Source organism: Clostridium nitrophenolicum (genome assembly GCF_055391695.1).
This window is the reverse complement of sequence record NZ_AP042469.1, coordinates 1197364-1223705: the sequence shown is the minus strand read 5'-3', so window position 1 is coordinate 1223705 and position 26342 is coordinate 1197364. Positions and strand designations below refer to the sequence as shown.

Below are 26342 nucleotides of genomic sequence, written 5' to 3'. Positions count from 1 at the left end.
GGTATAAATATGAGTGAAAGAGAAATTATAGCTCAAAGAATCGCAAAAGAGTTTAAAGACGGAATGGTTGTAAATTTAGGCTTCGGAATTCCTACAGCATCAGCTAACTATATACCTGAAGGGGTTAACGTAATTTTACAAACCGAAAACGGTGGTTTGTTATTTGGTCCTAAGCCTAAGCTTGGAGAGTCCGATCCTGATTTAGGTAATGCAGGTGGTGAACCTATAACTATGCTTGCTGGTGCATCTGCCTTCGACTTATCCTTATCTTTTGCTATTATAAGAGGAGGACATGTTGATGCTACTGTATTAGGGGCCCTCGAAGTAGATCAACAAGGAAATATAGCTAATTGGAAGATACCTGGTAAGTTCGTTCCTGGTATGGGTGGTGGAATGGATTTATTAGTTGGTGCTAAAAAGGTAATTGTAGCAATGACCCATACTGATAAAGCAGGTAATCCTAAGATTCTCAAAAAATGCACTCTTCCTCTTTCCGCTGCTGGTGTTGTAAATCTAATAATAACTGAAAAGGCAGTTATTGAAGTTTCAAAAGATGGACTATTGCTAAAAGAAGTTGCTCCTGGAGTAAGCGTAGAAGATGTAGTAAAAAGCACAGAAGCTGAATTAATTATTCCTGAAAAAATTGGCCTTATGTAGTATAGGGTTACTAGACCGAAAGTTAACTTATACGCCGGAATATGTTTCCAAGCTTCAGCACGTTAAAAACTTTTAGCCAGTCTAAAGCTTGTGATTCAAGACAACCTAAGAACTTTCGAGAACTCGCTTCGCTCAAACAACTCTAAAGTTCTAAGGTTCTCTTAAAACCCTTCGCTAAGACTGTCACAAAGTTTTTAAATCTACTTCAGCTTTGGAAACATATCCCTCTGTATAAGTCAATTTTCTAGTTTGTTTCTCTATATAGATAAACAAACTCAAAGCTAGACTTATTTATAGTAATTTTTAGCGTAAACTAAGGACTTAATCATATCCTTTTGTTCATTAAAATGATGATAAACCATTTTGATTGACTCAAAAAGTTCATCAATAGAAAAATATGCACTTGCACTAAACATGCAATTTTTTAATTTATTCCAGATATTCTCCTGAGGATTTAGCTTAGGAGAATATCTAGGAGTATTTATTAAAAACAACTCACCTCTATGAGTTTCGGCGAAAGCCTGCATAGCCTTACTAACATGAAATCCCGCATTATCTAATAGAACATATACTTTTTTACCTACATTGATATCAAGTAGTCGCTTAAGAAACAATTTCACTTCTTCAGAGGTAATTACTTGTTTTGCCGAATAGGCATCTATGACAGTATCAAAGTTTTTAGTAATTTCAGTAGCACCTATTAGGTTAAGTCCTTCATGGCAATTGTTGCTCTCTAAAACAGGGGATATTCCTACGAGACTCCACGTTCTACGAATATCAGACTCCGTCCTAAGACCAGTTTCATCCATGGCATAAAATACACACTCAGAAGAGTTTTCTACAGAAATTAGAAGGGTTTTCATTTTTTAAAAAGGTTTTTTGTTCAACCTTATCAGCCTTAGTCGGCTTGCGCTGCGCTCTTTTATAGCTAAGATTATTTCGTTTTAACAATATTCTTATATATTCCTTAGAGTACTTTTCGCCATAGTTTTGATAAATGTACTCTACAAGAAGAGGACAGGTCCATACGTTACCTATAAATCCAAAATCATTAGGCCGTGTGTGTAATACAGTATTTATTAGATCATCCAACATCTCAGCACTAAAAGTTCCCTCTGAACCTCCACGATGATTTTCTAATGCCTTTAAGCCCCTAGAATTCCATCTTTTTATATAGTCTATAACTGTTTGTTTAGACTTTAATAAGAATCGGCCAATTTTTATGGTACTAAAACCCTCGTAGCGCATAATCACAGCAGTTAATACATTTCTAGCAAATTCATCTTCATGTGAATTTCTTATTTTCTTAAGTTCTTCTGTTGTGAATCCATATAATGATTCAATTTCCATACCTCTTCTACCCATAGTAACCTCTCCTAACTAAGTTTTACTTAACTTTAGTCTGTGCAGAAATCACTATAATATTTTGAATAAGTCAATCATGGAGTTGGTTTATCTATAGTAAAAAGTAATTCAATCCCTTTAATTTTTTATAAGCCCTTACTAATATCCCATTAGTAAAGGCTTTTACCCTTAGTTAATTGTCTAGCAAAATTTTCATTGCATCGTCCACTGGAATAACATTAGCAAAACGTTTATTCCAAATCTTATGATTATAAAACTCATAAAGTTTCTCACCAGATAGATACTCGTTATCGAAAGTTGTATTTGTTTCTTCTGGAATAATTATTTTATACCCATAATCAAAGGCACTTTTTAAAGTAGCATCAATACAATATTCTGTTTGAAGTCCTACAAGTATAATGGTATCTATCTCTTTACTTTCTAAATGCTCCCTTAATCCAGTTTTATGAAAAGCACTGTTATACTCTTTTTCAACGATAAATTCACTACTGTTAGGTGCTATGTCATCATAAATTTGCCATCCATCTGTACCCTGTTCAAGATCGGTGTCCTTGCCATCATCATGACGTACATATATAACTTCTTTCTTATTATCTCTTGCAGTTAAAATAAGTCTTTTAATATTTTTAATAACTTTCTGTTCATTATAAGGATGTTTCTTAATCAGTGCATTTTGCACATCTATAACCATCAAAACAATATTACTCATATACATTCTTCCTTTCGTTTATAAATAATCTTTTCCTATTATTCCATATTAGCAAACATTACATTGCTCGTCTTATTTTATTACCTTCTATTTCTAAAATAACTCAGGTTTGTTTTTAAATCCACTGGATGTTCCTATGATAAGAATTCTGCAATTCTTATCCAGTATCCTTTTTTCTATTGCCCTTTTTAGAGCACTAAATACTACCGCAGAGGATGTTTCAAGGTATAATCCCAAATGAGCCATTTGTCTAACATCATCAATTACATTACCTTGAGGTATATCAACCGCAAAACCATCGGAATCCCTTATAGCTACATAAGACTGGTAAGTTACGGTACTCCCTCCGATGGAAGCGGTTAAAGAACATTCGCCCGGAAATTCTTTTCTATAGTCTTCCCCTTCCAACACTTTGGAAATTCTTCTAAATGGTTCTACACAAACCAACTTTGGTAATGCAACAATATATCCAAGCTTCAGCAATTCCTTAAAACCCTCAAATATTCCCCAAAGGAGGTCACCCCTAGATACAGGCACAAATATATATTCAGGTAAGTTGTCTCCAAATTCCTCATATATTTCATAAGCGATTGTCTTATATCCTTGAACTCCAAAGCAATTGCTTCCTACTGCTGGTAAAATATAATTTGTTGCCGGATACCAATCATATTCTTCAACCATTTTCCTCATATAACCCCATCTACCATTAGCAGCTATATCATTAGCTTCATCAACTATTACCAGTTCTGCGCCTGTTGCTTCAATAGCAGTCTTGTAAGCAATATTCACATTTGGTAATGATATGATTTTGCAATCCAGGCCTGAATTGGCAGCATAGGCTGCTATGGAAATACCTGCATTTCCACTTGAGGCAGCTACTATACCTTTTTTGCCCAGTTCAAGTGCTCGTGCCACTACCAGTGGACTCATTCTGTCTTTGTGAGAACCGGTAGGGTTTTGGAACTCATTTTTTATAAATATTTCTTTAACTCCCAAGAGTTTTGCCATTTTCTCAAGCTTCACCACTGGTGTATCACCTTCACCTAAGGTTGGAAATGTTTCATAAGGAAGTATACTTCCATATTTCTGCATACCTTTTATGCTGGAATTTTTGAAAACTGTTTCATTATACTTAAATGAAATAGCGGCATTTTCCCCTTTTTCTAGACATTTAGGGCATCCTAAAAAATAATCTCCTACCGTATATTTTTCTCCACATTTAATACAATACATCGATTCAATTTTTTCATTCATCTTATACATAAATAGTCCTCTTTCCTTTATAATAGTTTTATCGAATTATTTACATCTTCGATTATAAAAGAGGTTTTTCTATTTGTATAACGAATATATTGAATAACAACTATCGAAAATATTAATTATAGATAAGAGGTGATTTGACGTATGGACTATGATCTTTTAATAACTTTCATTTACTTAGCTAAGTTGAAAAACTTTACTAAAACAGCTGAACAGCTTCATGTGGTTCAGTCTACCATCACCAGCAGAATAAAAAATCTTGAATATAATATAGGAGAAACCCTGTTTATCCGGACAAATAAGAATGTAGAACTGACAAATGCGGGAGAAGCTTTTCTTCCCTACGCTAAACAGTTGCTAAGTATACAGGAATCTGCTATTTTTCGGCTTAAAGCTCTGGAATTATTCAACGATACACTTAATATTGGTGCTGTACACTCTATTTACGATTGCCATGTGCAGGACATGGTTCTTAAATATATGCAGCAAAATAAAAAAATTGCAGTAAAAGTTACTATTGAACACAGTGAAGAACTGATACAATTGCTTCATGATGATCAGTTAGATATTGCATTTACATATTTGGACATCAAGTCTCCTAAATTTATATGTGAGCCCTTTTATAGCGACAAAATCATATTGGTTACTGGTTCACAGAATAGTGCCGCTGCATGCGGTATCACAGAGGTTGAGCTTAGAAATTTACCTTTATTGCACTCTGCAATTCTAACTGCCCCATTTCAGGAATGGTTCTACTCAATTTTTCCGAAAAACTATGTATATCCACTGGATATCAATATTAGCAGCAGCATCATTAAATTTTTAAAAGAAGGGATTGGCTTTAGCTTCATGATAGAGTCAGCATTCAGGAAGTTTCTGGAAGAAGGTTCACTAGTGGAAGTAAAACTTCTCGAAAACACACCACCAAATATGGAAAGCTATATGTTAATAAACAGGCAGCGAATTAATTCGGAAGCAGTAAGTCAATGGCTGACTGAGTTTATGTCTTCGTCTTTTTCGCGTTACTCATCTTCAACAAAACAATAATGTGTTTAAAATAATAACTGACAGCCATTGAGTTTTTGAGTTGTCTTAAGCTTTGAAATATAACAGAAAAAACGTATTTGCTGATTATACGGTAAACCGCACCACAAGTAAATGCGAAAAAAGCCCAGAAGCAATGTGATTCAATGCTTCTGGGTTAAATATGTATAAAACTATTTAACTTCATCAAGATTTACATAAAAATCTTCTGCTTTAACTTTCTCTTTTAGCATACCCTTTTCTTGCAGCCAGTTTATATTATTCTCCCAAACCTTCTTATCTTGATATAAGAATGGTTCATCCTTTGATTCCATCTTTGGAAGAAGTATGTTCATACTTTGTTTTTCAACATCCTCTATAAGAGGGAAGTTGTCCTTCTGCTGGTTGTCTAATAATATTTTTAAAGATTTATCTGGATTATTCTTAGTAAATTCAAAGCCTTTCTTTGCAGCTCTCATGAACTTTTTCAAAGTTTCAGGTTTTTCTTTTAAAGTTTTGTCGCTTGTAACAAAAACTTCTTCATAGTAATTAGGTACTCCATACTTAGATGGATCGAAGTAATTTATTTGATGTCCTTCATGCTGCATTACAGGAACTTCATGATTTATAAGCCCTCCAGTTGTAGCATCAACTTTTTTTGTTACCATTGAAGAAAGTAATTCAAAACCTACATCTATCACTTTTACGGAGTTTGGATCTCCACCATCTGCTTTTACCATAGTCTTAACATATTCTGTGTTTAAAGGATTTCCTGAAAATCCAATAGTTTTTCCTGACAAATCCTTTGGTGAATTTATATTCTTTTCTTTTAAAGCTATAATTACGTTTAGTGGTGTATGTACTATTGCTCCTATAGATTTTACTGGAACTTTTTCATTAGCTCTTGCAATTACTATATCCGGTTGATAATAAATACCTAAAGTTGCTTTACCTGCAGCTGGCAGTGAAAGTGGGTCTGTTGGATTAGAAGGATATTTAATATTAACCTTTAATCCTTCTTCTTTAAAGTAGCCGTTTTCAATAGCTGCATATATAAATGTATGTATTGCATTTGGATACCAATCCAGTACTAAATCTACATCCTCCAGCTTTTCTGAACTATTATTAGCAGCTTGTTTGCTTCCGCATCCAGCTAACATGAAAGTTACAAATACGAATACTAATAATAGCGATAAATACTTAAGTCTTTTCATCATTCATTCCTCCATTTTATTATTTTATTCTCTAAAATATTAAGTATAAAAACAAGGACAATTGCCGCAAGAGATAGAATCACTATTGGCGCAAAAACTGCTGCTCCGTCTAATTGTGTCATCATTCTTTTACTAAAGTATCCAAGGCCAGATTGAGAACCAAGCCATTCACTGATTGCGGCACCAATTACACTAAGGGGCACTGCTATTTTAAGTGCTGAAAAGAAATATGGCAGTGCAGAAGGAAACTTTAATTCAATGAATATCTCCCTTTTGCTTGCTCCAAAGGTAATTAATAATTCTTCCATCTCTCTTTTCGTAGAACGAAGACCATCATAGACATTTACGACTATCGGAAAAAAGGTAATAAGTATAGTTACCACCACCTTACTCCAGATACTGTATCCAAACCAAAGTACAAATATTGGTGCTAAGGCAGTAATCGGTATAGTTTGAGTTACAACTACAATAGGATATATAGCTTTTTCAATCTTTTCACTCAAACTCATTGCCACAGCTAAGGCTACACCTAAAACTACTGATATAATAAGGCCCATAAAGGTAACCAGCAGCGTAGCCGGAAGATGCACTAAGAAAAGATCCTCTCTCAAAACCCAAATCTTTTCTAATATTCTGCTTGGTGATGGAAGTATGTACATGGCATCTATATATCTTGCAAGCCCCTCCCAAATTATAAAAAATATAATGCCTACAATTATTGATGATTTATACTTCTTCATAGCTCAATCCTCTGCTTTAATTCATTTACAAGCTCTTCTTTTATTCTTAGTATTTCAGGTCTACTTAACATATGCCTGTCCCTTGGATAACCAACAGGTACTACTACTTCCTTTAGTTTGGTAATAGGCTTTTCGGAAACAACAAATATCTTATTAGATAAAAATAATGCTTCCTCAACATCATGAGTTATAAATAGTATGGTCTTATTAAACTTTGACCACTGATTTAAAAGCCACTCCTGCATAGAAATCTTTGTTATAGCATCTAATGCACTAAAGGGCTCATCTAAAAGCATAACCTCTGCTCCCGTAAGTAATGTTCTAATAAAAGAAACTCTCTGCTTCATACCTCCTGATAAATCCTTTGGATACTTATCTTTATAGCTGTCCAATCCAAAAACCTCTAAAAATTCTTCAGCCTTCTTTTTTGCATCTTTTTGCTTTTTACCACCTACTTCTAAAGGCAAACAGGCATTTTCTAAAATAGTCCTCCATGGTATCAGTAAGTCACTTTGAGGCATATATCCTATAGGGCTATCGATATCGTTAACATTGTTGTCATTAATATAAATATCTCCACCAGAGCTTTGCTCAAGTCTTGAAATCAATCTGAATATAGTGCTCTTACCGCATCCGCTTGGACCAATTATACTTATAAATTCTCCCTTATTTATATTAAAACTCAAATTGTCTATAAGAAGCTTTGAATCATTCTTATATTTAAAATTAACATTAAAAAACTTTAACATTGAGAGTTACATCTCCTTATTGTAAGACATGTCCCAAAACATGTATTCATATTTACTAGTATTTATAAATATCTCCTTCAGCTTTTCCTTATCCTTTGCTGAAAGGTTTTCTGAAAGCTCATCTACCAAATCTATAACCCATTGAGTACCTTCTTTGTACTCTTCCGAAATATAGCCCCTAATCCATTCTCCGTAAAATTCATGTTCTGTTGCCCCAGGATTTTTACTTAAAACTTTACCAATCTCTAAATAGCTCCACATACAAGCTAGCAGGGATACCGAAAGCTCTGTCAAGCCACCCATCTGAGATACAGCTAGCATATAATGAGTATATGAAATATTTGAAAGTGAAGCTTTTGTATTTTCAACCTCCTCTTGAGTAATCCCAAGCCTTTTCATATAAGAACGATGAATACTCATTTCCCCATTTAATATCCCATTTACCATAGTTGAAAAACCCTGCATTATCTCTTCTCTGTCTGCCTTTACTATACCTAATGCATAAACCTTTGCGTAATCTAAAAGATATATGTAATCCTGAATCATATAAAACTTAAACTTATCTACCCCTAAAGTACCATCCCCAATACCCTTTACAAAGGGATGAGTATAATAGGATTCCCAAATTTCTTTAACACTTTCGTATAAACTTTCCGAAAACTTCATCTTAACGCCTCCCCAATTTTTTAATTTTTGAAAATAAAAAAGGTACAAACCGTTTCGAGGTTTGTACCTATATCTTTAAAACTATAAAGGTATTTTTCAAATACATAAAACCTCTTCCTACGCTGGTATTACCCAGATCAGGTTATAGGGTCAAAGAATTTTATTCTTAATCTCAGCTGGTAACACCAGCCCCCCTGGGATCAATGATCTTAATTTATTAAGTTTTCCTACAAAGTCATCTTACTACACTACATTAACAACGTCAATAGTGCTAACTAAAATCTTTCTAATTCACAAGTTTATGCAATAGGGCTTCAAACTAGAAAGTTAAATTATACGAAGGGCTATGTTTCCAAAGCTGAAGGTAGATTTAAAAACTTTGTGTCAGTCTTAGTGAAGGGTTTTAAGACAACCTTAGAACCTTAGATAGTGTTTGAGCAGAGCGAGTTTATCTAAGTTCTTAGGTCGTCTAAAACACAAGCTTTAGACTGACTAAAAGTTTTTAACGGACTGAAGCTTTGAAACATAGCACGGAGCATAAGTTAACTTTCGGCCTAGGACCCCTACACTACTTTACGATTCTTAATTGCACCTTCAAAGAGTGCGGATTTTTTCTTATAACTATAATGCTGTATGAATAGTTGTTAACTATATACTCCATGACATCACAGTACTTTTTCTCAAGCACATACAAACATACTCCATTTTTATTTACAAAGCTGTACAGGTTATCTGATTTTTTTATATACAGGTTGTCCCATTCTCTAACTTGAAAATTTTTGTTTGGTATATCAAATATTATTCCTCTTGATTTTAATATTGCTACTAGTGAATTAAATACTGAATCAACCTTTTTATCCTCTTCTTTCAGCTTTTCCTGTTCGTTTATTAACTGATTGAAGTCATTCTGTTCATTTTTAAGTTTTAACTTCAGTTTTTCTTTTCTGCTGTCTAAATTATTTATCTTTCTATTTTTGAAGTCATTATATGTTCTTATAAGCTTAGACAGCAAACCATCTTTTTCACTCATGCTTTTCTCCTTGCTTTAATGGTTAAATTAGGTATAAAATAACACTATGGGAGGTGTTAAATATGGATAAAATTTATTTAAATATAATAAAATGCTTAGAAACACTAAAAAGGCTATTATTATCTCTCATAAAATATTGCAGTACCTTTTTCCAGAGAAAAGAAACTATTGACAATATGTATACTTCAATAATACAAAATAAAACAATAGAAATCAAAAGCCTGGAAAAAGAATTAAATAATGTACATAGCAAAAATATTAAGTTAAAAAGAGAAGTTGAAGTTATAAAAAATTCCTTAAATAAAAAGAATATGATTATATCCAATCTTCAAGACTTAATAACAAAAAGGGTAGACTAAAGATACTTAACAATTATAGTCTTGTGTTCTGCCCTTGCAGCTTTTGTTTTTATACATTAATCTGTCTGCTCTAGCCATTAATTCGCCAATACTCATTGGATTTTCAGGGTCAAAATATGCAGCGCCTACACTCATGGATATATTAAAAGGATAATTGCTTTTATCATTATACTTTTTCTGATTATTTAAAAGCCTATTTATAAATTTTTCCGCATCCCGCTCACTTACATCCATAGATAAAATTGCAAATTCATCTCCACCGATTCTTGCAATAACATCATTTTCTTTAAAAGTATCTCTTAAGATATTAGATACACCAACTAACGCACAATCTCCATGATTATGGGATAGTGTGTCATTTATACATTTCATACCATCTACATCCACAAAAAATAATAACATTCCTTTTTTATTACGCTTTGCAAAGTTAACTTTATGTTCAACCAAGCTTAGAAAACCTCTTCTGTTATATAATGTTGTAAGCTCATCTGTAATTGATTGAATTCTTAATTTTTCTCGAAGATGCACCCTTTCGGTAATATCCCTAATGGATAGAAGATAGGCTTCTTTTCCTTCCCAATCCGTATCTGAAATACACATCTCTCCAATGACTTGATTGTCTTCTTCATAATTTATTGTAACTTCTTTTACACCCTTTCTAATTTTCTCAAAATCCAATATACTAATTATTAATTCCTCATAGTTTTTGCCAAGCAATTTCTTAGCTGCTGGATTAAGATAAAGTATTTCCTTATTATCATTAATTACGAGCAATGCGTCTGTGTTACTTTCTAAAATTGCTCTATAATTTCTTTCAAGTCTTCCTATAGTTTCAGAAGCCTTTTTTAATTCCTTATTTGTATCTTCCAGCTCTTTGGTTTTTTGTACAGCATTATCAAAGGTAGAGAGAAGAAGATCTATTATCTGTATTCTTTCTGAATTAATAAAATGCTTTTCTCCTGCAAAAAATACCTCAATTCCAATTTCACTGATTCTGTTTTTTCTTAATTCAATATTGATAAGCATATGCTGAATACGTGAAACAAGAAAATGTTCATTATATGGTTTTGTTATGAAATTGTCCGCCTTAACCTTAAGTCCTTTTATAACATCGATAGGATCTGATAATGATGTAAGTAATATAACTGGAATATGCTTTAATTTATCATCTTCCTTAATTTTTTGGCATAATTCATATCCGTCCATCTTTGGCATAAGTATATCTGTTATAACCAAATCTGGCATAGACTTGCTAATATACTCTAAAGCTTGCAGTCCGTCATTTACAATTTTTACTTTATAGTCCTTTTTTTCTAAGATAAATTTAAGTTGTTCCGCTTGTGTTAAGCTATCCTCTACAACTAAAATCTCTATTTCTTTGTTCATATTTGATATTAGCCTCCTTAATTTACACTAACAAAAGTTACAACCTTCCAAATAGCTCTGCTATTTTTTCTGGTGGAAGAATATATGTAGCAGCATCAAGCTTCACCGCTTCTCCAGGCATACCATAAACTATAGAAGTCTCTTTATCCTGTGCCACAGTAATTGCGCCTATATCTTTTAACAACTTTAGTTCTTCTGCGCCATCTTTTCCCATGCCTGTCAGGAGAATTCCTATAGAGTTTTTACCATAGTAACGTGCAATAGATCTGAATAAAAAAGATACTGCCGGCCTTAATCCATTTTCTTTTTCAGCTCCATTTAAAAATATTTTCCCATCGCCTCTGATCTCCATATGGAATCCATCTGGTGCAAAGTAAATATGTCCTGGCAATACCTTTTCTCCATGAACTGCTATATGTATAGGATATTCCGTAACTCCAGAAAGCCAATCAACAAGTCCTTCTATAAAACCAGGTGTTATATGTTGTACCACAAGTATAGGGATCTTAATGTTTGAAGGAAGTTTAGAGAATATGCTTTGAAGAACAGGAGGTCCTCCTGTAGATACACCAATAGCTGCTATTTTTATACTTGATAAAGTGTTCTTAGACTTATAATTCTCTAAAGGACCTGTTTTTTTATTTTTATATATAGTTTTACGTTTTATCACCTTTATCTCTGACATGAGCTTTATCATATGAACAATATTTTGTGATGCTTTATCAAAATCGTCATCTGTTATTGCTGTAGGTTTTTCAATTACTGAAACTGCTCCTGCCTCCATTGCTTGAAAGGTTCTATCTATGTCTTTAGAATTAAACAGTGCAGTTATTATCACAATAGGTACAGGAGTTGTTTCCATTATCTTTCTTGTTGCTTCAAACCCATTCATCTTAGGCATGTCTATATCCATAGTTATAATATCAGGTTTATTTTTTCCCATAAACCTGATTGCCTCTTCTCCATTAGAGACAGCTCCTATTACCTCAATATCTTTATCTGAACTCAGTATGTCTTTCATTATCTCCCTTATAGTTGGAGAATCGTCAACAACAAGTACTTTAATCATCTTCTACACTCCATTATTTATATAAGTCTTTTTATAATTTCTAATAAGTTGCTTTGCTGAAAGTCATTCTTAACAATATATGCGCTTGCCCCAACATCAACGCCTCTCTCCTTATACTCTCTAGATTCTAAGGATGTTACAAGGATAACTGGCATTTCAGAAATTTCACTATCCTCTCTAATCTTTTTAGTTAACTGGAATCCATCCATCACAGGCATTTCAACATCTGTAACTACAAGATCAAATTGTTCAGATTTCAATAAACTCCATCCTTGAGAACCATCAACAGCAGTTCTCACTAGATATCCATTGTTCTCTAAAATATTTTTCAAAAGTGTTCTTGAGGTTATTGAATCCTCCACCACAAGAATAGACTTTTTCATAACTTCATCTTTTGAACTTGTATCAGTAAAGTTGGAAGATCTATTCCCATATTTGAGGGAAGACTTTATCAGATCTTTAACATCTAATATTGGAACGACCTCTCCAGAACCTAGTACAGTTGCTCCAGAAATATTTCTAACCCTTTTTAATTGTTTATTAAATCTTTTCACCAATACTTCCTGCTCCATTACTATTTCATCAACGCTGAAAGCTACTTTTCTTTCCATGTGATTTACGACTAGAATCGAAATAGTATTGTTTGAAGCTTCTTCTACTGCTCTACTCTTAAGCCCTAGTACATCTTCTAATTTAAAGATAGGGGTAATATAGCCATCAACTAGTATTGTAGCCATATTCTCTATCACTTCTATTTCTTCTTTTTTAATCCTCATGACCTTTTCAACTTTTCCAGTTGGTATTACAAAAGGGGTTTTAGCGGCTTTTATAATTATTCCTCTATTTGAAGAAATAGTTATAGGCAGTATTATGGTGAAGGTAGTTCCCTTTTGTTTTTGAGTTTTTACAGTTACAGTACCTTCTAGCTTTTGTATTTTTTCATATACAATAGCAAGTCCTAAGCCTCTTCCAGAAATATCTGTAATTATATCACTAGTAGAGACTCCTGACTTAAAAATAAGCATCTTAGCCTTTTCATCCTTAATATTCTTAAGTTCTTTTTCTGTCAAGAGCTTGTTTTTAATAGCCTTTTCCTTAACCTTACCAATATCAATTCCTGCTCCATCGTCGGAAATTTCAACCTTTACTCTATCACTGCTTATCTGAGTAATATTTAAACTTATTGTTCCTTTTGAAGGCTTTCTTAACTTTTCTCGTTCTTCTAACTTCTCTATTCCATGATCTATACAATTTCTTATTAAATGAATCAGTGGGTCCTTAATTTCCTCAAGTATGCGCCTGTCAACCTCTATCTCTGTCCCACTTTTTATAAGCTCAATCTCTTTATTAGTTTGTCTACATAAATCCCTTACCATCTTAGGAAAGCTTTCTATTATTGATGAAAAAGGAAGAAGCATTATATCTTTTACATCTTCTATAAAAGTATCTATCATACCTTCTATTGTTTTAGCGTCATTTTCCGCTAGCTTCATCAAAGCTCCAATATTATTTTCCAATACTTCAATATAGCTATCCTTCTTTTCTTTTTTCCATAGTTGAAATAATGTGTATATTTCTTTAATTTCTCTAGCCCTCTGTGCAGCTGAAAGCTTTGCATAAAGCATTTCCTCTCCCTGAATCAGCAGGGTATCTAGTTTGTTTTTTGAGACTCTTATGACATCATCTACTTTTGTAGGTTCAGAAATCTCAACATCTTTTATTTTTATTTCTTGGGAAATACTTCTCATATCTATATTATTACTTACATCTTTATTTCTAAATTCCTTAGAACCTTTATTTATAAAGCATCCTGACTCCACTTTGGAGAGTTCTTCAATAATTTTTGAAATATCTTTAATTTTATCTTCAGGCATAGCCAAAATATCTTCTACAGTGTCTAAGGCTGAGTTAAATATATCAAACATCTGCAAATTTAAAATTAACTTTCCTTTTTTTACACTTGAAAATATGCCTTCAAGTGTATGGCAGATAGTTTCAATTTCCTTAATATTTACTGCTCTAGCTGCCCCCTTTAGGCTGTGAAACTCTCTATATATAGTTTCAATAGCTGTTTTATTTTCTTCTTCTGTAGGTTTATTCTCTAACTCAAGCAGTAGTAAAGAGATAGTTTTTATATGCTCATAAGCCTCTATTTTAAAGGTAGATTGAAGCTTCTTTAAAAATACAGCATCATTTGTATTCATTCCTATCCTCTCTTTCTCTAAACTTTATACTTTTCTGTTAACTGCTTAAGTCTATATCCCATTTCTTGAAGCCCACGAGCTGCTTCTTCTAACTGTTTCATACTATCAACATTTTGAATACTGGCTTGGTTTATACCTTCCATAGCAATTGCCACTTGGTCCATGCCAACTAACTGCTGCTGGCTGGAAGCTTCTATTTGAATAGCAGCTTGAGCAGATAAATTTATATTTTCCATAAGCTTATGTATAGCGTTGCCCGCTTCATTCGCTTGTTCCATTCCCATATCTACTAATTTTATTCCTTTTTCTGTTGTCATTACTGCTGTATTCGTAGCCTTTTGTATATCCTTTAATATGTTTCTTACTTGTTTTGTGCCCTGCTTTGACTGCTCTGCCAGGTTTTTAATTTCCTGAGCTACTATTGAGAATCCTTTACCCATATCTCCTGCTTTAGCTGCTTCTATTGAGGCATTTACAGCAAGAATATTTGATTGTTCCGATATATTGTCAACGCTTTCTATAAGCTCACTTATGTTTTGAGTCTGTTCACTTAATGCTATTATGCTATCTGCAATCTCCTGCATCTGATTGTTAATAACCTTCATTCCATCTAAAGTATCTTCTGTTGCTTTACTTCCTGATTTAGACACTTCAAGAGATTGTTTTGCACAGCTTGAAACATTTTTAGTTTTCTCGCTTGATAAATATACAGTTTGTTTAACTTCCTCAACAGTTGCTGTTGTTTCACTAACAGCTGAAGAGGTTTCTGCAGCTCCTGAAGTTACTTGAGTAAGTGAAACTGTGATTTCGCTTACAGAGGATGAAAGTACATTTACAACATTGATAATTTCCTTTGTCTGCTCTCTAAGCCCATGAAGCATATGGTTAGTAGAATTCATTAAAATTCCTATTTCATCTGAACGTTTTCCTTTAGGAAGCTCTACTGTCAAATCTCCTTTAGCTATCTGCTCCGCAGCCTTTGACATTTTTATCATAGGCACTGCAATATGTGATGATAAAATAATAGAAAAAGCTATTATAGTAATTATTGTGGCTGCTAAGATAATTGACATTAGGTTCTGTAATTTATTTACTGATTGAAATGCTTCATCGTAATTTATCTTAACTAATATACCCCATTTCAAATTGCCCACATTTAATGGTGCATATGCAACAATAGATTTTATATTATGGTAATCTGTATAGGTATTAATATTTGTATTACCTTTCAGTACGTCTTCCACTCCTGTTGTTCTTATTTCTTTCAATAGAGTTGTATTCTTAGCTGCCTTTATCTTTTCGTCTTTCTCGTCACTTAAAAATCTAGTATTGTTTCTTACTTTATAGTCTTGTCCAATTAAAACTACTTCTCCACTTTGTCCAAGGTTTAATGATTCCCACTTATTATTATTAGAAACAATTTGGTCTATTTTACTTGTGCCTAGCTTAAAAATAAGAATACCAACTTTTTCATCTCCTTTAAAAATTGGTGCCGCTATAAATGCCGTTGGCTTATTATTTGAAGGAGCATAAAGTTCATAATCTGTGATAGTAGCAAAATTTTTATCATTACTATTTTTAGCTGCTTCAAAAGCCTTTGCAGCATTTGTATTCTTGTAAGGGCCAGTTATTAAGCTTGTACCATAATCACTTTCCTTAAGTGTGGAATACAGCACAGTACCGGTTTTAGCATCTGCAAGAAGTATATCACCATTCTCTAATTTACTAACGAAATTAGTAAATGTAGCATTATATTTTTGATATATGCTATTATATGTACTGCTTCCAAGTTCTGTTGTATGGCTAAACTCCGCCATAGCCTCTATAGTTATTGGTTCTTGTACCATGTATGAAATTCTATTTAAACCAGATTTTAAGTAGTCTTCTATTTCCATTTTTTTTGAATCTCTTACAAAGGCTAATTGGGACTGTGCATCTTTCTCTAAGGATTTTTTTGAATTAAGATAACTTAATCCACCTATAGTTATAGATGGTATAATAGAAAGTATTAAAAAATATATAGTTAGCTTTCCTCTTAAACCTTTAAACCAACTTAATTTTTTCATATTTATATATCCTCCTTTTAGTGGTTACACTGGTTAATTTTGCTTGTTTCCCTTCGGGCACTGGATAATTTAAGATTTTCGCTCCCGCTCACAAGTTACCCGTAAAAGTTCATTTAGAACTTTTACCTAGCAAAATCATCCGTTAAAGTCCATTTAGGACTTTAACCTCCTTAAACTATTAAACCACTTCTTCATTAACAATGATATTCTCGTCCATCAGTATATTTTTAATATCTAAAAGGATGCTTCTTTCCTTTGTTACTCCTTTAAGATGGTTACTTTTAAAATTTATTGATGGTAAAGCATTTTTCTGTATTTCTGATGTACAAATTTTATTACAGCCTAAGATAGCATCTGCTGCTATACCAATCTCTATATCATTTAATTTTACCACGATAACCTTACTTACATTCTCTGCATCAATGAGTTCTGCTGAAAATCCTAAGAAGTTTCTAATATCTACTACAGATATTATTTTTCCTCTAAAATTTATGATACCTATTATAAAGGCTGGAGTACAGGGAAGCATAGTAACATTTTTCACAGAATGTACTTCACTTACATATAAAACTTCAATTGCATACTTTTCACTGGATTTATCATTATTTAGTAAAAACTCAATAATCTCTATGTTTTCGATCATCTCTTCACTATCATATCTATTCATATAAATTCTCCCTGAAGCTCTATATTACTAATAATTTGTTTTAACATTCCCGCTGTCATCTCTTCAGAATATGGCACTATATCTTCTTCACTTAACTTATTAAGAAGCATAACTGCATTTTCAAAATTTTTATATGACTCTTTATATTTGCCCTGTTTTAATTTTAGATTACCTAGATTAAAATAAGCCATAATAAAATCTGAATCTAAATAGACTGCTTTCTTTAAAGATGTGATTGCTTCATTAATATTTCCCTGCTCTTGCTGAATACTTGCAAGAAGGTAATAATAATAGGGATTTATTCTATCTGATGAAATAGCTTTTTCGCACCATTTAAGAGCCTCTTCAAAATTACCTTCATTTGCAGAAGAACGACATAATAATTCGAAGTCTTCTATGATACATGCCTCTTTGCCAAGTAATTTATTTGAGCTTTTTTCTTCTATAATAAAAGAATCAGATGGACTTTTTAGTTCATCATTATTATAGAGAGAATTATGTACAAAGTTTTTTTTAATTTCCTTTTCTATTGAAAAGCTTTCTAACCTGCTGTGATTATCCTGAATTCTAACTGAATTATCTTGTCCTATATTTTTGTTAAATAAAAACATATTATTAATGTTAACGGTTTTAAAAACAGTATCATTGACAAACATACTTTCAGTAGGAGCTACAACTAACCACCCTCCATTTATAATAATATTATAAAACCGGTTTATTATTTGATTAATTTGAGGTCTGCTGAAATACATAAGAACATTTCTGCAAAATACAATATCAACATTGTTTATAATTTTGCCATCTACTATGTAGTTCGAGTCTGCTAAGTTCAAGCTATAAAACTTTACCAATTTCATTATGCTGTCTTTGAGCTTGTACCGTGTATTTTCAACCTTATCAAAATACTTATTTTTTAAGTTTGAGTCCACCCCTCTGAAGGACCATTCTCCATATATACCTTCCTTAGCCTTATCAAGAGATTTATAGTTTATATCTGTAGCAATTATATTTATATCCCAATTTTCATACTCTGGGATAAGCTCTTTAGCTAATATGGCTATTGAATATGCTTCCTCACCGGAAGAACAGCCTGCACTCCAGATCTTTAAACTCTTACTAAAGTTCTTTCTACTATTAATTATGTCCGTTAGTATTTTTTGCTTCATTATTTCAAATAAACTTTTATCTCTAAAAAAATAAGTTTCTCCAATAGTTAGGCATGAAGCTAAAATTTTAATATCCTCTTCAGACATTTTATTTTCAAGTATCAAATCAATATACTTCTCTAAGACAATATTCTTTTGTTTTGCAGCACAAGATACGCCTCTTATTAAATCTTTAAATCTTTCTTTAGAAAAATATAATCCAAGTTTTTTTTCAATGAAATTATTTATATTTTCAATCACAGTATTTGAAATATTATAATTCATTTCATACCTCTATTTAATTTTTTAAATTTGGGATGTCTGCTTAATGCATAGAAATATTATACCAAAATTTATGAAAATGTGTTATCTACGTATATTTAATTATCTTATATTACTTGAGGTAAAAGGATTTTTATTCAAATAGTACTATTTTCAATCTGTTTTTTCCCACATCATTATATGAATGCTATTATATTGGTGATACTTTTATTCTTATGCCTATCTTTTCACATATATATTAAATTTAAAAAATCATGTCGCTATTTATCTAATGAACTATTAATTTTTAAACAATTCTAGTTTTCCCCTTATATATTTTAGAAATAATTAATTTTTGAAGTATATTATTAACAATCTCTTAGTATAATTCTATCAAGTAACTCTTAGACTTAGTTAAATTTATAAATTTAGAAATAAGGTGATATTATTGGGAACATTTAAAAAAATAACTTCTGAAAAAATAGATAAATTTTTTATAAAAATAAATGATATAATTTTCAACCAAATACCAGTACCAATATGTCTCGTTAATTCGGAATGTAAAGTTGTAACTTTTAATACTTCCTTTAAGGACTGTTTCAACCTTAAACTTGAAAATGAAAAGGGTAAATTTGTAGGTGAGGTAGATCCTAATGCTAGGTTTCCTGTTATCTTAAAAACAGGAAAAGCTGAAATTGGTATAAAACACAAATTTCAAAGTAGAGAGATAATCGTACATAGGATTCCTCTTCATTTTAATAATAAAATAATTGGTGGCATTAGTATAACTATTATAGGAGATTTAAATTATATTTATAGATTAATAACGGAAAATAATCTAATAAAAAACTTAAAATCTTATAAGGATAACCAATCTGCTATCTCTCAAGTATATAAAGCTAAATATACCTTTGAGAATATACTATCAAATTCTAATTGCTTAAATAACTGTAAAGAGCAAGCAAAGTCTTTCGCTGAAACAGACTTAACTGTCTTAATAACTGGTGAAAGCGGTGTTGGAAAAGAACTTTTTGCTCATTCTATTCATAACCACAGCAAAAGAAATAGTAATCCTTTTATAAGCATAAATTGTGGAGCAATACCAGAAAGTCTAATAGAGTCTGAACTCTTTGGACATGAGGAAGGTTCTTTTACTGGAGCTTCAAAAAATGGCAGAGTGGGGAAATTTGAATTAGCCAATACAGGTACAATTTTTTTAGATGAAATAGGAGATTTACCACTTAAGATGCAAGTAAAACTGCTTAGAATTCTACAGGAAAAAGAAATAGAGAGAGTTGGAAGTAATAAAATTATAAATTTAGATATAAGAGTAGTCGCAGCTACAAACTGCAACCTTCAAGAAAAAGTTAATGCTGGCACTTTTAGAAAAGACTTATTCTATAGACTTAATGTTTTAAACTTAGAAATACCTCCTCTGAGAGAAAGATCTTCAGACATATCTCTTTTAATTGATAGATTTATAAATAATTTTTATAAAAAATACGGCATATATGGTGAATTCACTGAAGATGTTATAAAAACATTATGTTTATACAAATGGCCTGGAAATGTAAGAGAATTAAAAAATGTTGTAGAGAGAATGCTGATTGTTTCTAAAGAACATTCAATTAAAGTGGATAGTATACCTAAAAACATATTAAATAGTAACCATGAAATAGTAGGTATTAATATGCATCAACTCATTAAAACCAAAAGCTTCAGCTCATTAAAAAACAGTGTTTTCAAAACAGAAATGGAACTTATAATAAATACTCTAATAAAAAACAACTTTAATAAATCCAAAACTGCAGAGGTCTTAGGCATACCTAGAATGACTCTATATAGAAAGTTAAAAGAAATAAATTTCAAATAGGATTACTTGGCCGAAAGTTAACCTTCGGCCTTTTAACCCTATAATTCCTTATGTGAGGTAGTCAATGCTCACCTGAACATAGGCCGCTACCCCTATTGGTAGAGCATCCTCATCTACATCAAAATAATTTGAATGGTGTGAGTAGCAGCAGCCTTTTTCATCATTTTTCCCTCCTAGAAGCATCAAAGCACCTGGCACAGCTTCAAGATATTCTGAAAAGTCTTCAGAACCCATTATTTTTTCAGTTGCTATAAAACCATCTTCTCCAACTATCTTTGCAATAGATTTTTTAGTAAACTTAGTGGCTTCATCATCATTAATAGTTACGCCGCAAATGAAATTATAATTAAACTCATAATCACACCCATAGGCAGTGCATATATTTTTTACTACTTTTTCAATCCATACTGGCATATTTTTTCTGCAGTAAGAGCTGAAAGCTCTATTCATTCCTTCTATTTTTGTAGAGCCCGGAGTTACATTAAACCTCTCTCCTCCCTGTATTGTACCTATATTTATTACTATTGGAAATCTTACATCATTTACTCTGCTGACTATAGTTTGGATGCCATTAATTACTGAAGCAGCACATACAATTGAGTCTACCCCCTGCCACGGTGCTGAACCATGGCTTGATTTTCCTTTAATTTCAAGATCCCATATGTCGCCAGAGGCCATTAAAGGACCTTCTTGAAGTATTACCTTTCCAATAGGAGTATCTGCCCAGATGTGCATGCCAAAAATGAAATCCACATCTGGATTTTTTAAGGCACCTTCTTCTATGATTTTTTTTGCACCAGCAGCGACTTCTTCAGCTGATTGAAAAATAAACTTAACTGTGCCTTTTAAACTATCTTTCATTCCAGATAAAACCTTTGCTGCTCCTAAAAGCATTGCAGTATGACAATCGTGTCCGCAGGCATGCATGAATCCTGGGTTTTCTGAAGAAAATGGCAATCCTGTCTCCTCTGTTATGGAAAGAGCATCCATATCTGCCCTTAATGCTATAACCTTTCCTTTTGTATTACCTTCTAATATTCCTACCACACCACTTTCCCCTAGGCTTTCTACTTTAATCCCTATTTTTGAAAGCTCTTCTTTCACTCTTTGTGAGGTTCTATACTCTTTAAAAGATGGCTCTGGATGTCTATGAAAATCTCTTCTAAGTTCAACCACATAATCCTGTACTTCCTTAGCTTTTTCTAATATATTAACACTCATTTTTAACACTCCTAACTTAAATTATAGTAACTTCAAGAATATGCTTGCTATTATAACAGATGCTATTGATACAGTTGCAAATCCCCCTACCAACATTCTCGGAAGAAGAATATCCACCAAATAAAGTCTTTCTTCTTCAGTGTTACTTACAGACTTACAAACCTCATGAGTTATAATATAATCTGCAGGGAATCCAAAAAGAGAGGTAAGTGCACAGGCAAAGCCCATCTCTTTTGTAAATCCCAAGAATTTACCAACTATCATAGACATTATAAACATACCAAAAATGCCTAAGATTATTAAACTAATAATAGGAATTAATATTTTTGCTAATTGACTTGGTCCCACACCAGAAAGTCCTGAGAAAACGTATGCTAAAAGACCGGAGATAAGCCAATTAAATGCTCCCGCTTTAACAAGCGCAGTTTCTTCAAGAAATCCAATTTCACAAAATATCACACCAAAAACTAAGCATATAATGTACTGGTTAACAGCGCCTCCTGTAAGGTTTGATACAAAGCTTGCCAAAATACCTACAATCATGACTTTAAATAATATTATTGCTGGAGACTGATATTCTTCTGGTAAAGGTGGAATCAATTTTTTCTTTATATTTTCTGCATTCTCAGTTTCTAAAGCTTGACTACTTTTCAATTCCTTTTCATCTGGCCCATTCTTTCTAAAGTTATCTAACACTCTTCTACCTTCTCTTTTTAGACACCAGGAAGTAAGTGGGTAACCAAAAAAACTGTGAGTTATAAACATTGCAATTGGAAGAGCTACTAATGCAGTAATTCCTTTAGCTTTTAAACCCTCTGACATTAATAAAGCTGCTACAATTCCTCCAGTTAATGGCGGCGTTGCTGCTACTACCGTATGCCAGTCAAAAAATATTCTTCCTACAGTCATGGTCATAAAAACTGTACCGCATATACCAAGTACTGCAACGGCTACTGCTTTCCACTGTTCTATAAGCTTTTTGAGACTCATCAATGTTCCAAGATGAACAAGAAGTAAACTCATACAAACCTGCACAAAGTTTGCTCCAAAGGATGCTTGAGCAACAACATCTTTAGGTACAAAGGTCCAAAAACCTAATAAGAACAACACTGCAGAAACAAAAACCGATGGTACATAAGCTTTTGTTTTAATAGAAATAATCTCCCCTATTAGCAAAAAACCCATTACTATAAGGAAACATTGAATAGCATTAAATTTCATAAGTAATACCCCCTTTTATAAAGTTGAAACTTTTCAATGGTAAATAAGAGCAACTATTATGCCAATCTTATAATCAATGTAAAATTACCAATAAAATAAGCAGATGAACTTTTAAATTCATCTGCTCATGTAAAGTTTAGTATAAAGTTTATTCATAAAAATTGTATAATTTTGTTACAGTTTTAAAGCTCTACTTTGTAACAATATGTTACTAAATTATAGAGTTACAACTCCGAAGGTTAACCTACAGAACTGGATATATTTATAGTCCTTTGTTCCGCAAGTACTTATGACAACTGAATTAATTTAAAAAATAGATATATCTTATAACTAAAGTTTTTGTGAGATTTTATTTAACTCCTCTGTTAGACTGCTGATTTCCTCAATACTTGCAGTAATTTCTTCCGTCGCAGCAGATTGCTCTTCACTTGCCTGAAGGGTAATTTCACTTATTTGGCTAGTATCATCTACTTTATTTTTTATGTTTTCTGTTAAATTTTTAATCTTAGGCACAGAACTTTTTATTTGACTTGACAGCTTCCTTATTTCATTTGCAACTACTGAGAATCCCCTACCTGAATCTCCAGCCCTAGCAGCTTCAATAGCAGCATTTAAGCCTAACATATTGGTTTTTTCAGCAATTTCTCTAATAAATGTTAAGACCGTATTTATCTCATCAGAAAACTTATTTACTTCTTTTAAAGCAGTGTTAAGTTCTCGCTCATTACTGTGAATTTGAGCTGCAGAAGAGGCTAACTCTTCGATCGCTGCAGACACCCCTCCTAAACTATCGTCTACGTTATTTGACATTTCTCTCAATTGAAAAGCAACACCCTTTGGTATAACCATCCCAAAAGTTCCAACAACCACATCTGCATTGTCTTCATCAAACATCGGATGGTTCAAAATTAATACTGGCACTCCATATCGACTTGCATCAACTTCTTCAACTGAAATATTCTTATTTTTTATAGTTTTTACTGCAATATCACTTTCTTTTAGCCCATATCCAACTGTAATATTTGGAATATCAAACTTCTCTGAAGCTTGTCTGTTTATTATTTTATGTAAATCGGTAACATATAATAAAACACCCTCTGGAAACATTCCAGAAAGAATAGGTGCGAACTCATCAAATGCAGAGGCAACTGGATGCAGCCTTGGATATACTATTGTGACAGCACCGGTAACTACCCCTGCTTCGTCTACTACAGGCATAGAAGTAGCAATTATACGTGTACCATATACTGATCTTGGAATTTTCATTGTTAATATTTTTTCTTCATTAATAGCCTTTAATGTACAACTTTGAGCATTAAGTTTTTGTCCAACTTCAAGTGCCTTAATCCTAAAATTATGGGAAGCTAAACTCCAAACAATTGTATCTCCTTCTGCCAAGAAATATATAGCACCTCCTGAGATTTGATCAATCTGCATTTCGGCAATCATTTTAAATGTTTTTACTTCTGTTTTCGTCATCATATTATATAATCAGCTCCTCAAGTCTATTTTTTCCGCATAACTTTTGGTTTTATTATTTTTACATTCTTATATTTCGACTTATTCTTTTATTTTAAATTATAAATTGCAAAATTTTTCAATTCAATAAATAAGTGTTAAACGGCAATAAAGTGTCATTGACTTTTTGCAAGTCAATTGGTCAAATTACATTTAGTTGATATATATATAACTTTCCTTTATAATTAAAAAAAAACGTTTTTCTCTTACAAAATAATTCGTAAAGGTGATTTTATGCAAAATAGTTGGGATTTTAGTATGTGTATCTCTACATTACTTAGTATTTTGGATATTAGTAGTAATAAATTAGCTAAAGCTATTAATGTAGACCCTTCTTTAATAAGTAGATGGAAGACAGGTAAAAGAAAAGTATCCCATGAATCTAATCATTTGAAGGCGATTGCAGATTGCTTTTCCAGTAAAATTCTCAATGACTATCAAAAAACAAGTATTATAGATATTGCAAGTAAGTTTAATTTACCAATTAGTATAGAATACTCTAACAATATGAAAGAATACATATACATTCTTCTGATTTCGTCCCTACAAAGTTCAAAGAATGTACAAGTTAAAAATAACAATATAAGAACTTCTAATATCAATCACATGATAAATCCAAACTTCGGTGTAAATACTAGCCATAATGAAAATATTTGTTATCCAAGCCATATGATAGATAACAAATCTGCATATTTACAACCAAAGGCTTTTACTGAGACTGGATATATTAGCAATTTTGAAATGATAATAGGTCACGGTAATGTAATGAATGCTGGAATAAACCTTTTAAAATCTCTTCCTAAGAAACCTGATTACATAAAGGAATCTATTTTAATAACATTTCTAACTGAATTAGACTCATTTTCTAACTTTGAAAGTACACATCTTGAATGGCATAATGCTCTATTAGAGGCACAAGCAAAGGGTTGGTCTATTAATAAACTTATGAACATAAATGAAAATATAAATAGAAATATGAAAATAATAAATGAATTTCTAGTAAACATAATGTCTAAAAAATATCATCCCTATTATTTAAATAAATATGACTCTATAATAAAGCTTAGAGAATTTATTATGATTCCTTCAATTGGTATCTTAGTATGTCTGTGCAGTGGTAATGCCGATAGAATTGATTGTGCTTTTCTTATTAGAGATGAACAAGCATCAAGAGCTTTAAAAGGTGCCCTTGATCTTTGTATTAATTACACCAAACCTTTGATAACTAATAGATATACTGAACAAAATATAGGCTTATTAACTGAAATTGCAAATTGCGAGGAGTTAAGTGGTGACAGATTCACCTTTAATTTCTGCTTAAATTATATAATAATTCCATTAGAACTTATAGAAAAGTTTTCATTCTCAACTAAAGAAAAAATGTCCGATAATAATATTTTTAAAAGAGATTACCAATATAAAAGAATGAAAAAAGCTTTCGAAAAGCAAATTAAAAATTACAAGTTTCTTGACATATATTCAAAAAGTTCTATTGAAAATCTTGTTAAAATCAGCAAAAGTCCTTTAACTCAAATTGAGCCTTCTGATATACTTAAACTTTTTGAAAATATTATATATATGTTAAAAAAATATGATAACTACAACATTGGATTATTAAATAGTTCTAACCTAAGAACCTTAAGTAATTTTTCATGTATGATAAAGGATTCAAATGTTATACTTACTAATTATTCTGATAGAAGCAAAAAGACTATCAATAAATCCTGCGTATCAATTTCTGAGCCTAATATAGTAAACACTTTTAAAAACTATTTTGAAGACTTATGGGATCAAATTGCTCCAATAAATAAAGAAAAAGAGTCCGTCATTTCATGGTTTGAGTCTCAAATGAAAGGACTAAATAATTTATAAAAATAAGGTCCTATGAAAATTTCCAAATTAATCAGTAGTATAATTTAACTATTAAAGTTTAACGGGG

General features: G+C 32.0%; 23 protein-coding genes and 1 riboswitch. Of the genes, 5 read left to right on the top strand and 18 right to left on the bottom strand.

All coding sequences use genetic code 11. The features are described from left to right. The first annotated feature begins 9 nt into the window (after positions 1–9). Positions 10–657 carry a 3-oxoacid CoA-transferase subunit B gene (locus ACZ5N4_RS05595; protein ID WP_464207918.1) on the top strand — a complete coding sequence of 216 codons (648 nt, stop codon included), beginning with the start codon at positions 10–12 and terminating at the stop codon, positions 655–657. Between the two features lie 287 nt (positions 658–944). Here ACZ5N4_RS05595 and ACZ5N4_RS05590 read toward each other — a convergent pair whose 3' ends face one another. The 4 genes from ACZ5N4_RS05590 to ACZ5N4_RS05575 form a co-directional block, all read right to left on the bottom strand. Next, on the bottom strand, positions 945–1520 hold the full coding sequence (locus tag ACZ5N4_RS05590) for a transposase (protein ID WP_464203244.1): 576 nt from the start codon (positions 1518–1520) through the stop codon (positions 945–947). Beyond that, the gene (locus ACZ5N4_RS05585; protein WP_464203245.1) at positions 1483–2022 is read right to left on the bottom strand and encodes a helix-turn-helix domain-containing protein; all 540 of its coding nucleotides are present in this window, start codon (positions 2020–2022) and stop codon (positions 1483–1485) included. Before ACZ5N4_RS05585 ends, ACZ5N4_RS05590 begins: the two co-directional genes overlap by 38 nt. Positions 2023–2194: 172 nt before the next feature. Continuing rightward, positions 2195–2731 (bottom strand): cysteine hydrolase family protein, encoded by a 537-nt coding sequence (locus ACZ5N4_RS05580; RefSeq protein ID WP_464207916.1) that lies wholly within the window; start codon positions 2729–2731, stop codon positions 2195–2197. Positions 2732–2824: 93 nt separating this feature from the next. Continuing rightward, positions 2825–3994, bottom strand: a complete 1170-nt coding sequence (locus tag ACZ5N4_RS05575; protein ID WP_464207914.1) for a threonine synthase — start codon at positions 3992–3994, stop codon at positions 2825–2827. 141 nt (positions 3995–4135) lie between these two features. Here ACZ5N4_RS05575 and ACZ5N4_RS05570 point away from each other — a divergent pair, with 141 nt between their 5' ends. Next, positions 4136–5038 (top strand): LysR family transcriptional regulator, encoded by a 903-nt coding sequence (locus ACZ5N4_RS05570; protein WP_464207912.1) that lies wholly within the window; start codon positions 4136–4138, stop codon positions 5036–5038. 170 nt (positions 5039–5208) lie between these two features. Here ACZ5N4_RS05570 and ACZ5N4_RS05565 read toward each other — a convergent pair whose 3' ends face one another. From ACZ5N4_RS05565 to ACZ5N4_RS05545, 5 genes are all read right to left on the bottom strand, one after another. Next, positions 5209–6228, bottom strand: coding sequence for an ABC transporter substrate-binding protein (locus tag ACZ5N4_RS05565; protein ID WP_464207910.1), 1020 nt, complete (start codon positions 6226–6228; stop codon positions 5209–5211). After that, entirely contained in the window at positions 6228–6968 is a 741-nt protein-coding gene (locus ACZ5N4_RS05560; RefSeq protein ID WP_464207908.1) for an ABC transporter permease, read from the bottom strand. The genes ACZ5N4_RS05565 and ACZ5N4_RS05560 overlap by 1 nt, the downstream gene beginning before the upstream one ends. Beyond that, a complete protein-coding gene (locus ACZ5N4_RS05555) occupies positions 6965–7717 on the bottom strand; it encodes an ABC transporter ATP-binding protein (protein WP_464207906.1) in 753 nt (250 codons plus the stop codon). The genes ACZ5N4_RS05560 and ACZ5N4_RS05555 overlap by 4 nt, the downstream gene beginning before the upstream one ends. Positions 7718–7723: 6 nt before the next feature. After that, positions 7724–8383, bottom strand: a complete 660-nt coding sequence (gene tenA, locus ACZ5N4_RS05550; RefSeq protein WP_464207904.1) for a thiaminase II — start codon at positions 8381–8383, stop codon at positions 7724–7726. A gap of 97 nt (positions 8384–8480) precedes the next feature. Continuing rightward, a riboswitch (TPP riboswitch) is annotated at positions 8481–8589 on the bottom strand. A gap of 362 nt (positions 8590–8951) precedes the next feature. Further along, entirely contained in the window at positions 8952–9413 is a 462-nt protein-coding gene (locus tag ACZ5N4_RS05545; protein ID WP_464207902.1) for a hypothetical protein, read from the bottom strand. A gap of 62 nt (positions 9414–9475) precedes the next feature. Between ACZ5N4_RS05545 and ACZ5N4_RS05540 the strand changes: the two genes are divergently transcribed. Beyond that, complete coding sequence (locus tag ACZ5N4_RS05540) at positions 9476–9772, top strand: hypothetical protein (RefSeq protein WP_464207900.1); 297 nt, start codon at positions 9476–9478, stop codon at positions 9770–9772. 6 nt (positions 9773–9778) lie between these two features. Here ACZ5N4_RS05540 and ACZ5N4_RS05535 read toward each other — a convergent pair whose 3' ends face one another. The 6 genes from ACZ5N4_RS05535 to ACZ5N4_RS05510 all read right to left on the bottom strand — a co-directional run bounded on the left by ACZ5N4_RS05535 (position 9779) and on the right by ACZ5N4_RS05510 (position 18594). After that, positions 9779–11158: a diguanylate cyclase domain-containing protein gene (locus tag ACZ5N4_RS05535; RefSeq protein ID WP_464207898.1), complete on the bottom strand. Its 1380-nt coding sequence runs from the start codon at positions 11156–11158 to the stop codon at positions 9779–9781. 37 nt (positions 11159–11195) lie between these two features. After that, positions 11196–12227, bottom strand: a complete 1032-nt coding sequence (gene cheB / locus ACZ5N4_RS05530; RefSeq protein WP_464207896.1) for a chemotaxis-specific protein-glutamate methyltransferase CheB — start codon at positions 12225–12227, stop codon at positions 11196–11198. A 17-nt stretch (positions 12228–12244) separates the two neighbouring features. Further along, positions 12245–14431 carry a hybrid sensor histidine kinase/response regulator gene (locus ACZ5N4_RS05525; protein WP_464207894.1) on the bottom strand — a complete coding sequence of 729 codons (2187 nt, stop codon included), beginning with the start codon at positions 14429–14431 and terminating at the stop codon, positions 12245–12247. Positions 14432–14448: 17 nt separating this feature from the next. Continuing rightward, positions 14449–16497: a methyl-accepting chemotaxis protein gene (locus ACZ5N4_RS05520; protein WP_464207892.1), complete on the bottom strand. Its 2049-nt coding sequence runs from the start codon at positions 16495–16497 to the stop codon at positions 14449–14451. Positions 16498–16675: 178 nt separating this feature from the next. Further along, positions 16676–17164, bottom strand: coding sequence for a chemotaxis protein CheW (locus ACZ5N4_RS05515; RefSeq protein WP_464207890.1), 489 nt, complete (start codon positions 17162–17164; stop codon positions 16676–16678). After that, positions 17161–18594 carry a CheR family methyltransferase gene (locus ACZ5N4_RS05510; RefSeq protein WP_464207888.1) on the bottom strand — a complete coding sequence of 478 codons (1434 nt, stop codon included), beginning with the start codon at positions 18592–18594 and terminating at the stop codon, positions 17161–17163. Before ACZ5N4_RS05510 ends, ACZ5N4_RS05515 begins: the two co-directional genes overlap by 4 nt. Before the next feature lie 424 nt (positions 18595–19018). Between ACZ5N4_RS05510 and ACZ5N4_RS05505 the strand changes: the two genes are divergently transcribed. Next, positions 19019–20443 carry a sigma-54 interaction domain-containing protein gene (locus ACZ5N4_RS05505; RefSeq protein ID WP_464207886.1) on the top strand — a complete coding sequence of 475 codons (1425 nt, stop codon included), beginning with the start codon at positions 19019–19021 and terminating at the stop codon, positions 20441–20443. 48 nt (positions 20444–20491) lie between these two features. On the opposite strand, the gene ACZ5N4_RS05500 is transcribed toward ACZ5N4_RS05505, so the two are convergent. The 3 genes from ACZ5N4_RS05500 to ACZ5N4_RS05490 all read right to left on the bottom strand — a co-directional run bounded on the left by ACZ5N4_RS05500 (position 20492) and on the right by ACZ5N4_RS05490 (position 24367). Beyond that, positions 20492–21664, bottom strand: a complete 1173-nt coding sequence (locus ACZ5N4_RS05500) for a M20 metallopeptidase family protein (protein ID WP_464207884.1) — start codon at positions 21662–21664, stop codon at positions 20492–20494. Positions 21665–21685: 21 nt separating this feature from the next. Continuing rightward, positions 21686–22885: a hypothetical protein gene (locus ACZ5N4_RS05495; RefSeq protein ID WP_464207882.1), complete on the bottom strand. Its 1200-nt coding sequence runs from the start codon at positions 22883–22885 to the stop codon at positions 21686–21688. A gap of 330 nt (positions 22886–23215) precedes the next feature. Further along, positions 23216–24367 (bottom strand): methyl-accepting chemotaxis protein, encoded by a 1152-nt coding sequence (locus ACZ5N4_RS05490; RefSeq protein WP_464207880.1) that lies wholly within the window; start codon positions 24365–24367, stop codon positions 23216–23218. A gap of 270 nt (positions 24368–24637) precedes the next feature. On the opposite strand from ACZ5N4_RS05490, the gene ACZ5N4_RS05485 reads away from it, so the two are divergent. Next, the gene (locus ACZ5N4_RS05485) at positions 24638–26275 is read left to right on the top strand and encodes a hypothetical protein (RefSeq protein ID WP_464207878.1); all 1638 of its coding nucleotides are present in this window, start codon (positions 24638–24640) and stop codon (positions 26273–26275) included. The last annotated feature ends 67 nt before the right edge of the window (positions 26276–26342 follow it).